13 protein-coding genes are annotated in these 12,522 nt (G+C 72.6%); 9 read left to right on the top strand and 4 right to left on the bottom strand.

Annotation, left to right across the window (positions count from 1 at the left end; all coding sequences use genetic code 11):
• Positions 1–41 precede the first annotated feature (41 nt).
• The 3 genes from ACH495_RS18405 to ACH495_RS18395 all read right to left on the bottom strand — a co-directional run bounded on the left by ACH495_RS18405 (position 42) and on the right by ACH495_RS18395 (position 5,059).
• Positions 42–2,063, bottom strand: a complete 2,022-nt coding sequence (locus tag ACH495_RS18405; RefSeq protein ID WP_396858914.1) for a DEAD/DEAH box helicase — start codon at positions 2,061–2,063, stop codon at positions 42–44.
• A gap of 155 nt (positions 2,064–2,218) precedes the next feature.
• Positions 2,219–2,746 (bottom strand): flavoprotein, encoded by a 528-nt coding sequence (locus ACH495_RS18400; RefSeq protein ID WP_396858913.1) that lies wholly within the window; start codon positions 2,744–2,746, stop codon positions 2,219–2,221.
• A 99-nt stretch (positions 2,747–2,845) separates the two neighbouring features.
• On the bottom strand, positions 2,846–5,059 hold the full coding sequence (locus tag ACH495_RS18395) for a choice-of-anchor J domain-containing protein (protein ID WP_396858912.1): 2,214 nt from the start codon (positions 5,057–5,059) through the stop codon (positions 2,846–2,848).
• 167 nt (positions 5,060–5,226) lie between these two features.
• Here ACH495_RS18395 and ACH495_RS18390 point away from each other — a divergent pair, with 167 nt between their 5' ends.
• From ACH495_RS18390 to ACH495_RS18370, 5 genes are all read left to right on the top strand, one after another.
• Positions 5,227–6,507, top strand: coding sequence for an AAA family ATPase (locus ACH495_RS18390; RefSeq protein WP_396858911.1), 1,281 nt, complete (start codon positions 5,227–5,229; stop codon positions 6,505–6,507).
• A gap of 63 nt (positions 6,508–6,570) precedes the next feature.
• Positions 6,571–6,795: a hypothetical protein gene (locus ACH495_RS18385; RefSeq protein WP_396858910.1), complete on the top strand. Its 225-nt coding sequence runs from the start codon at positions 6,571–6,573 to the stop codon at positions 6,793–6,795.
• 55 nt (positions 6,796–6,850) lie between these two features.
• Positions 6,851–7,159 carry a DUF6403 family protein gene (locus ACH495_RS18380; protein ID WP_396858909.1) on the top strand — a complete coding sequence of 103 codons (309 nt, stop codon included), beginning with the start codon at positions 6,851–6,853 and terminating at the stop codon, positions 7,157–7,159.
• Complete coding sequence (locus ACH495_RS18375) at positions 7,156–8,508, top strand: hypothetical protein (RefSeq protein ID WP_396858908.1); 1,353 nt, start codon at positions 7,156–7,158, stop codon at positions 8,506–8,508. Before ACH495_RS18380 ends, ACH495_RS18375 begins: the two co-directional genes overlap by 4 nt.
• Entirely contained in the window at positions 8,505–9,554 is a 1,050-nt protein-coding gene (locus tag ACH495_RS18370; protein ID WP_396858907.1) for a hypothetical protein, read from the top strand. The genes ACH495_RS18375 and ACH495_RS18370 overlap by 4 nt, the downstream gene beginning before the upstream one ends.
• Positions 9,555–9,581: 27 nt before the next feature.
• Here the strand turns inward: ACH495_RS18370 and ACH495_RS18365 are convergent, their stop codons facing one another.
• Entirely contained in the window at positions 9,582–10,148 is a 567-nt protein-coding gene (locus tag ACH495_RS18365) for a snapalysin family zinc-dependent metalloprotease (RefSeq protein WP_396858906.1), read from the bottom strand.
• 188 nt (positions 10,149–10,336) lie between these two features.
• Between ACH495_RS18365 and ACH495_RS18360 the strand changes: the two genes are divergently transcribed.
• From ACH495_RS18360 to ACH495_RS18345, 4 genes are all read left to right on the top strand, one after another.
• Positions 10,337–10,903: a Uma2 family endonuclease gene (locus tag ACH495_RS18360; RefSeq protein WP_396858905.1), complete on the top strand. Its 567-nt coding sequence runs from the start codon at positions 10,337–10,339 to the stop codon at positions 10,901–10,903.
• A 204-nt stretch (positions 10,904–11,107) separates the two neighbouring features.
• A complete protein-coding gene (locus ACH495_RS18355) occupies positions 11,108–11,821 on the top strand; it encodes a hypothetical protein (protein ID WP_396858904.1) in 714 nt (237 codons plus the stop codon).
• Between the two features lie 13 nt (positions 11,822–11,834).
• Positions 11,835–12,095, top strand: coding sequence for a hypothetical protein (locus ACH495_RS18350; RefSeq protein WP_396858903.1), 261 nt, complete (start codon positions 11,835–11,837; stop codon positions 12,093–12,095).
• Positions 12,092–12,508, top strand: coding sequence for a hypothetical protein (locus tag ACH495_RS18345; protein WP_396858902.1), 417 nt, complete (start codon positions 12,092–12,094; stop codon positions 12,506–12,508). Before ACH495_RS18350 ends, ACH495_RS18345 begins: the two co-directional genes overlap by 4 nt.
• The last annotated feature ends 14 nt before the right edge of the window (positions 12,509–12,522 follow it).

Raw genomic sequence — 12,522 nt, 5'->3', positions numbered from 1 at the left:
GTCTTCCCGACATCGGTGCCCACGGGTGGGATCGCACTTCATCAGGACGGCCAGGAAAAGCCACCCGGTACGTGGGCCAGAAACCGCCGCTGGCCGCCTTCGAGGTACCAAGCCCGACCGTCGCTGGTGACAAAGAAGCTAATTCCTCTGTCAAATAGCTGACGCCATCCTTCCAGTGCCCGCCGTGCGTTCGCCACCAGATCCGCGGGTGCCGCGCTGTCGGTCCGAGCGAACTCGGTCACGCCGCCCGGAAGGCGTCGCTCGATGACACCGCCCATCTTCTGCCGGAGGCGGAAGGAACCTCCACCCTTGTCGAGTTGCCCACGAAGCGGTGTTCCTGGCGTCAACGTGCTCGGATCCTGACCCCCGTCCGTCGGTGACGTCTCCCGAGGTTCGGCCTCGAACGAGTCGGAGAGTTGTCCAGCGACGTGTGGGCCGGCGCCGGCCGGGCCGTCCCCCCAGACGAGGACGAGACGATGGGCCGGGGTTACCCGGAAGCGCCCTCCGGGACGTCCACGGACCAGCTGAACAAGCGACGCCGCGTGCTGCGGGTTACGGATCACCGAACCTGAGCTGTTCGTGACCGTTCCTAGGGTGTCGACCGAGTACTCCTGGCCGCCGAACGTGCCCTGCCACTGCACTGGTGTGCCAGGCGCTCGGTAGCCCAATCGCGCCCACTCCTGCTCCTCGGTCGGCCGAGGGGTGGCGGGCGGTCCGGGCATCCGTTCCTTCGCCTTCTCCGGGTCGAGAGACCAGCGCCAGTAGTGGTTCGCGCCCTCGCCGGTGAGGTCGGCCCAGTCCTCCTTGGCGTAGATCTGCTCGTCCACCGTGCCTGCGACGTAGATGAGGTGCATGTCGGCGTGCTTGCGCGGAGCGGAGTCATCGAAGCGGCGACGCAGCACCCTGCCGAGTGCCTGGATCCGCTGGCGAACGCTGGAGGTCGCCGCGACCGACACGCCGAGGTCTGCCTCCGGTACGTCGATGCCTTCGACCAGCGACTTCACGGAGACCAGGATCTGCGCCTGGCCGTGCCGAAACGCGTCCAACGCCGCCACCCGTGTTCGGGCGGCCAAGCGGGAATGCTCCAGCACGACGGATGTTCCCGTCAGATGCTGCCGCAGGTGCTCGTACAGGTCCTTTGCCTCACCAACCCGCTCGTGAAACATCAGTACGCGGCGGGCTGTATCCGCCCGGAGAGCTTCTTCGATGATCTGGTGGGCCACCCGGCCGCGTTCGAGGGCGCGGTAGAGCAGATCCTTCCGCCGGCTCGCGGCGGCCATGTATCTGCGGGCGACCGCGGCCACCTCGTCCCCGCGTCGCTGCAACTGCTGCACTCGCCCGACCTCGAAGCCGAGCGAGCGCAGTTCGTCAGCGAGATCATCCACCTGCCGGCTTATCTTGTCGTACTCGCGCCGTTCCTCATCGATGAGTTGGATGCCATGGTGATGAATCTCGTAGTCCGGCAGCCAGCCGGCGACACGTGCGTCGCGCAGGGTGAAGCGGTGCACGACGGGACCGAGACCCTGGCCGACGAGTTGCTCGTCGTAGCGCAGAGGCTGACCTGACTCATCGAGTTCCTCGCGATCCGGGGTAGCAGACAGGCCGAGTCGATAGTCGGCCTTCGTGTCCAGCACCCGGGAGAAGGTTCGCGCTCCCGCTCGATGGCACTCGTCGACCACCAACATCAGAGGTTGTGCGGTCTGCGCCGCAGCGGGAAGTTGCTTGGCGGCGGTGTTCAACACCGCTACCAACGCCCTGCAGCGGGAAAGATCAGCTGAGCCTCCGGCACCGAGCAGGCCGATCTCGGGTCGCTCCAGGTTCGTGTACCGCTCCAACGCCGCCTGCCACTGCCGGGCCAGCGCCTCGGTGGGAACAACCACAGCCAGCCGCAGTTCGGGATCGCGTTCGGCCGCGCGCGCGGCGCAGGCGAGCGCGATCAGCGTCTTCCCACCACCGGTGACGATCTCGAGCGTTCCCCGGTGCGCGCCACCAGTGCCACCGACCCACGCCTCGACGGCCTCTGCCTGCCAGGGCGCCAGTTCGAAGCCACGGGTCCTGATCACCGAGTCTCCCAGCGTGAACGAGTCGGTTGTGGTGCCGCTGACGCTACAACGAGCACGACGGTCGCGGGCCGGCCTGGCACCAACTCCAGGTAGCGGATCCGCGTACCTGATCGGGCCGGCAGTCCGGCGGCGGCCGAGTCTCGCCGGCGTGCAGCTCAGCCTCGGGGCCGGGCGGCGCGCAGCGCGTCGACCACCGCCGCCCACCGGCTCGGCGTCATCTCGTCCGGCGCACGCAGCACATCCCCGTCGTGCACCACCACCCCCGCCTCCCGCAACCGTCGCAGGTTCGGCAGGTACGCCGGGTGCGCGGCCAGCGCGGCGTTGACCCGGGGGAAGACGTGGATCGGCAGCCCGGTGCCGAGCAGCTCGTTGAGGATGCCCAGGGCCAGCGTGTCACTCGCCCCGGACGCCCACTTGTTCAGCGTGTTGAAGGTGGCCGGCACGACCGCGGCGGCGTCGGCGGGCGGGTGCGGCTCGGGGTCGCCGGGGCGGCGCCACTGCACGCGTACCGGATGACCGGTCTGCGCGGCGAGCGCGTCGCGGTCGAGCCAGCTTCCCGCGACGGGGGTGGCGATGAGGCAGACCCGCCACCCGTCGGCGGCGAGCAGTTCGGCGAGTTCGCCGATCCGCTGGGCCGGGGGAGCGGCGCAGACGACGAGGTGGAGCACCGGCGCGTCACTCATGCCCACAAGTCTTACCCGGAAACGGCCCCGCCCGAGCACCGTCTCGGGTGCTCGGGCGGGGCGAGGTGTTAATAGGGGGCCCTTCCTATACCGAATGCGTTAAAAGGGGGCCCCGCCTTTCTGGGTGATGCCGTTGACCTTCAGCGTGTACGGGGCGTACTGCTGGACCTGCTCGGTGGGCTCGTCGTAGGCGACCACGGCGACCACCTTCGGGAAGAGCGCGAGCAGCGCGAGCTGCGCCCGGTTGAGCGTCAGGCTCGACTTACCGTCGAACTCGAACTGCCAGGCGAGCGAGTGCTTCTCGTCCAGGCCGATGAGCCGCACGTTCCAGTTGTGCACGGCGATCGGCTTGATCTCGGTGGGCGAGTCGAACGCGGCCAGGCTGCTGCCGTCGCTGACCGGGGTGCCGCCGAGCGTGACGTCGTCGACGAGCAGGCCGCCCTCGTTGACGCCGCCGTCGCTGACGTAGCGGAAGCCGAGCAGGATGTTCTTGCCGGCGTACGCGGACAGGTCGAAGCTGTGCGGCTCGAACCCGTTGGTGGTGCCGTTGAGCGCCGGGCCGAGCGGGCCGTCGGTGGTCTTGTCGCCGGCGATCGCCGTGTAGGTGGCGCCGCCGTCGGTGGAGACGACCACGTAGCCGTAGTCGAAGCCGAGCTCCGCGCCGTACTTGGCGAGGAACCGCAGCGTCGGGTCGGCGGTCGGCACGGTCACCGGGGTGACCGCGGCGGCGTCGGTGTTGTCGGCGTTGCCGGAGAACAGCACCGGGTTGCCGGCGCGGTCCGGGTCGTCGGTGACGACGGTCCAGGCCAGCGGCAGCGCCGGCAGCGTCTTCGCGCCCTGGAACGACAGCGACCGCAGGTCACGGCCGCGCAGCACGGTGCCGTCGGCCTTCGCGAGCGGGACGTAGTCGGCGCCGTTGGGCGCCGCGCCGGGCGTGGCGTACGCGGCCGGGTTGGCCAGGTTGACGGTGGAGCGCAGGCTCTTCGTGGTCACCCGGCTCTTGGGTACGCCGAGCATGACGCCCCTGCGCGACTCCCCGACGATCTTGTCGACCAGCGTCATGGTCTGGTAGTCGTGGATCACCTGGTACATGTTCTTCGCGCCCTCGGCCTTGAGCGCCGCGTCCAGGCTGGCCAGCCCCTGCAGGTCGGCGTCGTTGTGCAGCCGGTGCACGATGTCGTTGCCGTAGCGGTCGTACAGGAACTGGATGAACGCGTACGCGTTGCCGTAGTCGGCGAGCACCGCGTTCGGGTTCGGGCTCTCGCCCCAGAGGTTCAGCGAGTTCTCCGGGCCGCCGCAGTCGCGCGGGTTCGCGTTGTACGGCGTCTGCACCGTGCCGAAGCCCTGCTGGCAGTAGAGGTGGCTGTCCGCGCCCCGGTCGAAGACGGTGGCCTTCGTGTCCACGTACCCGGTGAGCGTCTGCGCGAAGTCGGACAGGCCCTCGTTCATCCAGGTCGTCTCGAACGGGTCGCTGTAGTAGTGCGCCAGGTGCTGCCACTCGTGGGCGAACGTGCCCTCGTAGCTGAACGGGCGGGCCGGGCGGCTGGTGCACAGGTCGTCGGTCGGCTCGTTCGGCGGGTTCGCGCCGGTGCGGTGCAGCCAGTCGAACGCGTCGACGGTCATCACGTTGCGGTCGAACAGCTCGTTGAGCTGCGCCGAGAAGAAGCCGGCGATGTAGGTCGGCGCGGCCGGGAAGTCGTAGTAGTTGTCGTCCCGGACGTTGTCGATCAGGGTGACCGTCTTGTTGCCGCCGCCGGTGTAGTCGCCGCCGTTGCCCTGCGCGTCCGGGGGGATCTGGGCGTTGCTGCCGTCGCGGTCCGGCGGCCGGCTGAACGCCACCGTCTCCTTCGGGTACATGTTCGTGTCGAACTCGTGCACGAAGCTCTGCACCTGCGCGTCGGTGATCTGCGTCGACGTGGGGATCTGGTTGCGGCAGTCGTCGGCCGGGAACGCGATGTCGTTGGCGACCCACACCTCGACGTTGTCGCCGACGCCGCGCAGCGTGTAGTCCTTGCGGTAGTAGCTGCCCTGGAAGTCGTCCATGCCGAGCCACTGCCGGACGGTGCCGACCGGCGGCGTCGGGGCCGCGGCGGCCTTCGACCGGGCCTGGGTGCGCTTCTGGTAGCGGGCCGGGGTCTTGACCGGCTTGCCGTCGAGCGTGAAGTCCTTGCGGGTCAGCTCGCGGGTGTCGTCGACGACCGGCTTGGCCTTCGCCGTGGCCGGTGCGGCGGACGCGGCAGTGGCGGGCAGGACGCCGAGGAACGGTAGGACGAGTGCGATGGCTGCGGTACCGGCGATCCGGCTGCGTGCCATTGGCCCCCCTTGTCGGGTGTGCGGAATCCGGCCGACGGGGTCACCGTCGTGTGCGCCGGAGAGACATTCACCGTCGTTCGTACGCCACACCGTTGCCTTTGGCAACCAGTTGAACGTGTTAAGAAGGGGCCCCGCCTCTACCGAATCCGTTAAGAAGGGCCCCCGCCTTGCAGGTCATCGAGAGTGTGCTGCGCGATGTGCGCGAGGGCGCGCACCGGGGCGTCGTCGTCGACTCGCCGCCGGGCGCCGGCAAGAGCACGCTCGTCGTGCGCGCGGCCGCCGAGCTGGCCGTCACCGGGGACCCGCTGATGATCGTGGCGCAGACCAACGAGCAGGTGGACGACCTCATCGACCGGCTCGCCCGCCGGGCCCCCGAGCTGCGGATCGGCCGGCTCTCCGCGACCGACTACCGGCCGACCGAGCGGGTGACCGGGCACGGGACGGTCCGGGTCGCGGCGAAGGTCGCCGACCTCGGCGGGCCGGCCGTCACCATCGGTACGGCGGCCAAGTGGGCGACCGTGCCCGAGGGCTCCTGGCCGTGGGCGATCGTGGACGAGGCGTACCAGATGCGGGCGGACGCGCTGCTGCGCGTGGCCGGGCGGTTCGAGCGGGCGCTGTTCGTCGGCGACCCCGGGCAGCTCGACCCGTTCTCCGCCGTCGAGACCGCCCGCTGGACCGGCCTGACCTGGGATCCGATGCAGTCGGCGGTGGCCACGCTGCTGCGCCACAACCCGGAGCTGCCGGTGCACCGGCTGCCGGTGTCGTGGCGGCTGCCCGCCTCCGCCGCGCCGGTGGTGTCCGCGGCGTTCTACCCGTTCACCGGGTTCCGCGCCGGCACCGGGCCGGCCGACCGGGCGTTGACGTTCACCGCGGCCGGTCCGGGTGACGGCTACGACGCCTCGGTCGAGCTGGCCGCCGCCACCGGCTGGGCGTTGCACGAGCTGCCGGCGCGGCACACCGTGCGTACCGATGCCGAGGCCGCCGCGGCCTGCGCGGAGCTGGCGCTGCGGGTGTTGCGGCGCGGCGCGGTAGCGGTCAGCGAGGCCGCGCCCGGCGGCGCGCCGGTGACCGCGGACCGGATCGCCGTCGGGGCCGCGCACCGCGACCAGGTCGCGGCCATCCGGGCCCGGCTGGGCGCGGCCGGCGCGGGCGTCACGGTGGACACCGCCAACCGGCTCCAGGGCCGGGAGTACGACGTGACGATCGTGCTGCACCCGCTCTCCGGCCGGCGTGACGCGACCGCGTTCCACCTGGAGTCGGGGCGGCTGTGCGTGCTGGCGTCCCGACACCGGCACGCCTGCGTAATGGTGGCCCGGGCCGGCATCGGTGAGCTGCTCGACGCGTACCCGTCGACCGAGCGGGTGCACCTGGACGTGCCGGTGAAGTTCCCGGACGGGTGGGAGGCCAACCAGACCGTGCTCACCCACCTGGACGCGCACCGGGCCTGAAACACCGACGGGGCAGTCCGTTTGGATCTTCCGGCGGCGGCGGGCGGTGGGCACGATGTCCGGATGCATCCTCACGACCCGTACCAGCCGGACCCGTACCAGCAGCAGCCGCCGCCGTATGCCGCGTACTACCCGCCGCAGCCGGAGGAGGACGGGATCAACTGGACGACGGTCCTCTGGGTCGCGGTGCCGGCGCTGCTGGTGATCCTGTGCTGTGCCGGGTGCGTGGTCTCGGGGTTCGCCGGGGCGTTCATGGACGGCTTCCAGGAGGGGTACTCGTCGTCGTAGCCGGCGGGCCGCACCTCGACGCGCGCGGCTGGCGGCGGTGCGTTAGACAGGGATCATGACCGTGAGCGTGCTGCCCTGGCTGGGCGGGGCCGTGGTGGCGGTGGTCGCCGGGTTCCTCGCCACGGCGCTGCCCCGCCGCCGCGAGCGCGACCGGGCCCGGCGGGTCGCCTGGTCGTCGGCGCGGGCGGCGATCCACGACGCCACCGTCAGCCGGGACGCGACCAGCACGCCGGTGCCCGAGGCGGAGCGGCTGCTGGCCCGCGCCGAGCTGCTCGCCGCCGCGCGCGACGGCGGCGCGGACGCGGCCCGCGAGGCGACCGCGCACGCGCGTCGCGCCGACGCGCTGTGGCGGGCCGGCCGATGAGGGTACGCCGGGAGCTGCTGCGCTGGTCACTGCTGGCCGTGGCGGCGGCGGTGCTGGCGGTGTTCCTGGTGGCGCAGCGGCAGAGCGTCGACGTCAGCTACGGGCGTTCGCCGTCGTCCGCCGCGCTGCCCGAGGAGGGCTCGGCCGGGGAGTTGAGCGACGCCACCGTCCCCTCGGTCGAGGAGATGACCGCGCTGGTCGCGGCCGACCCGGTGGTGCGCCTGCCCGGCGCGGTCGCGCGCTGGGACGAGTCGCGGGTCCGCGCGGCCATCGGCGGTGACGACACCCGGATCCTGGTCGCCCCGCCAGGGCTGGACGAGGCGGAACGCAAGCGGGTCAAGGACGTGCAGAACGCCGCGATCCGGATCGTCGGCACCGAGGTCAGCGGTGGTCTCTACCTGGCCACGGCGGACGACCTGCCGGGCTGGCGGGCGCAGTTCGCCACCGGCGACGTCACCGGGCAGGTGCTGGCGCTGCTCGCCGGGCTCCGCAAGCAGCCGTCCCCACCGGACCGCGACGACCTGCGCTGGCGGGAGCCGACCGCCGCCGAGCTGGCCCCGGTGACCGCCGCGCTGCGCGCCACCGGCCGGTGGATCGGCCCCGGCGCCACGCTGCGCGGGCTGCCGGCGAACGCCGCGACGGACGCGTTCCCGGACGGGGCCTGGTTCGTCGTGCTGCCGGCCCAGCCGTACGGGGCGCCACTGCCGGCGTACGGGCCGGCGCTGCACCGGCTCGCCCCGGACCGGCCGGTGGTGGTGATGTACGGCGGCTGGATCGAGTACCACGGTCCGGGCGCGGCGGACTTCGCCGAGGTGGCCGGCGCCAGCTTCTACGCGCAGTACGGCGGCCGGCTCAGCCGCTACGCCTACCCACAGGTCAACGTGCTCGGCGCGTACCTGGCCCGGGTCACCGACGTGCGGTACGCGGGGCTGTTCGACAGGCCGCTGCCGTACCGGCCGTTCGATCCGCTGCGGGTGGCGTTGCCGGCGCTGCCGTGGCTCTTCGCCGGCTGCGTGGCCGGGTTCGTGGTGCTGTCGATCCGGACCGTGCGCGGCGCCGGCCGGGGCCGGCCGGACGACGTCGGGCCGGGCGGCACGCCGGCGCGGCTGGCCGGGCTCTCCGCGCTGGCCGTGGAGCTGTCCCTGCTCACCGACGCGCGCAGCGACCCGGCGCTGGTGCGCGGTGTCGGTCGACTGCGCGCCGCCCGGTACGCGCTCGACGACGGGCTGCCCGACCGGCACGTACGCGGGCTGCTGGCGGACGCGGCGGCCGAGCTGGACGGCGTGGCCCGGGGCGTGCGGATGCCCGGCTACCGGCCGGACGTCTACCTGCGCGGGAGGCTGTCGTGACCGGCACCGAGCGCCGGCGGGCCGGGACCGCGCGTCGGCGGGCCGGGACCGCGCGTCGGCGGGCCGGCACCGAGCGCCGGTGGGTGGGCACCGCGCGCCGGATGCTGGGCCGGCTGGTCGGGACCGCGTTCGGCCGGGCGGTGCTGGCGTGCCTGGTGCTGGCCGGCTGGGCGCTGTGGACCGGCGGCCTGTTCGACGGCCCGGCCGCCCGGCAGGTACGCGCCTCGTCGGTCTACGCGGCGCCCGGCGTGGACCTCGACCGGGCCGCCGCCGAACGGGTCATCGGCAACCGTCGGCTGGTGGTGCTGATGATGCGGCCCGGCAGCGACCTGGCCGGGGCGTGCGACGACACCGAGCGGGCCACGCCGGGCACGCTGGTGCTGGCGATGAGTCGGGACGGCGACGACTGGGACACGTACGGCTGTTCCCGCCTCGGCGGCGACAGTCCGCGCGACATCGGACGTTCCGTGGTGGTGGAGAGCGTGATCGGCCAGGGCGCGGACGCGTTCGTGGACCGGCCGATCGAGGCGCTGAAGGTGATCGTGCTCAACTACGACCGGCTGGTCCGCACCGGCCTGGTGCCGGACGGCGGTCGTACCATCAGCCCGTCGCTGCCCCGCTACCTGCTGGCCGGCGGCGCGCTCGGCGGCGTGGTGGCCGGCGCGGCGGTGCTCTGGTTCGGGGGCCGGCGGGCCGGCCGGCTGGCCGACGCGCGGCGGGCCGGGCGGGACGCACGCGCCGACGAACGGGCCGCGCTGGGCGCCGCCACCGCCGTGCTCGCCCAGCAGATCATCGACCTCGAACGGGCCGGCGGGCCGGGCGGGTCGGCGTACCGGCGGTTGGCCGCCGACTACGTCGGGCTGCTCGACGAGGTGTCCGGGTCGGAGCCGGGGGATGCGGTGGGCCGGCTACGGGAACGGGTGGCGGAGCTGAGCCGACGAGCGGCGGAGCTGGCGGACGAGGCTCCCGGTGGGACGTCGGGACAGGCGGCGCGCGCGACCTCGGGGACGGGACCGGCGCGGACGCGCGGACGGGGCCGGCGGTGACCCGCCGACCCCGTCACCGGAGCGTCGTCAGCCCTGGGCGCCCACCGTCGCGGCGGCCGGCCAGCTGCCGCTGAAGACCTGGGCGGGCGTCGCGCTGCGGGCCGCGAAGCCGAACAGCGAGTCGACCCGGGCGGCCTCGGCGGAGCTGGGGTACGGGTTGGTGCAGCTCGTGCCGGCGCTGCCGCCGGACATGAGGATGGCGCAGTTGCCGTTGTAGTTGTCCGGCAGGCCGAGGATGTGGCCGATCTCGTGCGTCATGATGCGCAGCGGCGAGTACTGCTGGGCCTGGTTGTAGTCGATGACCACGCGACCGTTGCCGAGGCTGGTGCGCTGGGCGTACGACCCGCCGCCGTAGGTGTAGTAGATCATCAGGTTCGACCCGCACTGGGCCATGTTGATGTTGTTGGTGTAGTTGTTCCAGATCGACGCCGCCTGCACCGCGGTGCTGGCGAACGGGCCCGCCTGGCTGGTGTTGAAGCAGACGTTGCGGACCGCGGCGGAGGCCGGTGCCGGGTTGACGGCGACCGCGCCCAGCGCCGTGAGTGTCACGGCCGCGAGGGTGGCGAGGATCCGGGACAGCTTCGGCGTACGCATGGTTCACACTCCTGGGGATGGGGGGTGTGCGGACGCCGACAGCCTATAGATAGCGATCGATCGATATCAAGGGCTGCGCCGCAACAACCCGGCCGAGGCCATGGTGGCGGCGCGGCCCGGTAGGCCCGTCTGCCGCTGAAGCTGCGATATCTTGAGGTCGTTGGCCGACCGCCCATCAGGAGGTGGGTATGACCGCTGCCATGGTCGCGCCGGCCTGGATGCATGAACAGGTCACCGCCGAGCAGTACGCGACGTGGACCGAAGAGCAGTGCGCCGGAATCGAAATCGTGGACGGAATGGTGCTGGTGCGCCCAAGTGCCGCCAAGCGGCACACCCGCCTGGCCAGACTTCTGGCGAACGCCCTGGACGCTGCTGCGGGGCCGGAATGGAACGCGGACACCGACCTCGATGTCCGGCTTCAGGACGTGCCGCTGAACAACCGTCGCCCGGACGTGACGGTCTACCGGGCGGAGAGCATCGACGTCGCTCCGACCCGCCCCGAGCATGTGCTACTGGTGGCCGAGGTGGTCTCTCCGGGGTCGGAGACGACCGACCGGATCGTCAAGGCCGACCAGTACGCGAGGGCCGGAATCCAGTTCTACTGGCGGGTCGAGCAGGTCGCCACCGGTGTCCCCCTCCTCTACACGTACGTCCTCGACCCGGCGACCCGCCGCTACCGCGAAGGCGAGGTCTTCACAGATGCCGTGAAGCTCACGGTTCCCTTCCTGTTCGAGGTCGATCTCAGCCAATTCTGATCGACCGGTGCTTCGCGTCGGGTAACGCCCAGCCCGCCGCCCGCCGCGACCCCGTCCGTGAATGGATCCGGGTCGGCACAGGAACGGTCATTCACGCCGCCGGGAATCCCCGGTTTTGCTGTCGTGGTCCCGTCACGCGCGGTGTTCCACTGATCGCTTCCGGTCGATAGCGTCGCACCACTGGCCGTCGACGAAGGGCCGACAATGGACAACACCGGACACCCGCTCGACCGCAGGCGGCTGCTCGCCGGCGCGGCGGCGGCCTCGACGCTCACCCTGACCGGCCTGGCCGTCGCACCCACCCCCGCCGGCGCGGCGGCGGCCCCGACAAGCGCCGGATCGCCGCTGGTGACCCGGGACCGGATCGCCACCGCCGCGCTGCGCGCGCCCGACGGCTCCGCGCCGGCGGTCCGGATCCGGGCCGACCTCCACGACCGGCTCGCCGCCTGGCTGGCGTTCTGGTCGGCGAACTCCCCCCGCGCCTGGAGCACGCCGACGCAGGTGGCCGCCCGGGTCGCGCCGGCCGGCGACGCGCTCGACCTGCACGCGATCCGCTACCGCCGCGACGACGAGTCGCGGGCCGGCTTCGCCGCCGCCCGGCGGGACGCCACGCACCTGGCCACGCTGGCCAGCCTGCACCACCACTTCCCGCGCGTGCGGATCCGGCCGGACGGGACGATCCGGATCGGGGACGGGCTCGCCGGCTTCACCGGCACGCCGGAACAGATCGCCTTCGCGGTCGCCGCCTGCCGCGAGCTGTGGGGCGACGCGGCGGCCACCGCCGGCCGCTGGGCGGAGCACGCCGGCCGGGTCCTCGCCCGCGCCGGCCGGCCCGCCGACGCCGCCTCGCACGCCGGCTGGGCGGCCTTCACCCGGACCAGCCTGCGTCGCGGGCTGGGCACCGAATCGTACGAGTGACCGGAGGAGACAGATGGCCCGCAACGAGTTCCGCTTCGTGGTCGACGGCGTCGACCTGACACCCGACCAGCAGACCCTGATCGCCGGCGAGATCCAGAAGGCCGGCCTGGCCGCGCTGCGGACCGCCAACGCCAAGCTCGTCAACCCGCTCACGCTCGGCCACGGCAACATCAAGCTGCGGCCCGAGTGGTACGGGCTCTGGGTGCTCGACGGCGTGCTCGCGCAGGACCTCGGCCAGAAGATCAACGACATCGGATTCTGGATCCAGCGGTGACCGACGCCGCCCGATCGGCCGGCCCGCCGGAGCGGATGTGCCCGAGCACGCCGGCGTCCAACGCCACCGTGTTCCTCGGCATGATCACGCCGGCGGGCCGGGTGGCCTACGTGACGCCGGCCGTACCGGCCGAGGTGGCGCTGGCCGGGATCGACGACTCCGACGAGCCGGTCGAGTCGCGGGTCCGGCTCGCCGGCCCCTGCGTCACCTCGTCCTGCGGCTTCTGGACCGGCTCGCACTGCGGGCTGGGCGCCCGGATGGCCGCCTCGTACGCCGAGGCCGCCCCGCCGGCCGAGGAGACGCTGCCGAAGTGCGCGATCCGGCGTACCTGCCGGTGGTTCGCCGAGCAGGGGCCGGCGGCGTGCCCGGCCTGCTCGCACGTGGTCACCGACGCCCGACAGCCGATGAGCTGACCCGGCTGTCGGAC

Origin of the sequence: Micromonospora sp. NPDC018662 (assembly GCF_044391475.1) — a bacterium.
GTDB lineage: Bacteria > Actinomycetota > Actinomycetes > Mycobacteriales > Micromonosporaceae > Micromonospora.
Note: the sequence above shows the minus strand (reverse complement) of the source record. Positions and strands in the feature narration are given on the sequence as shown.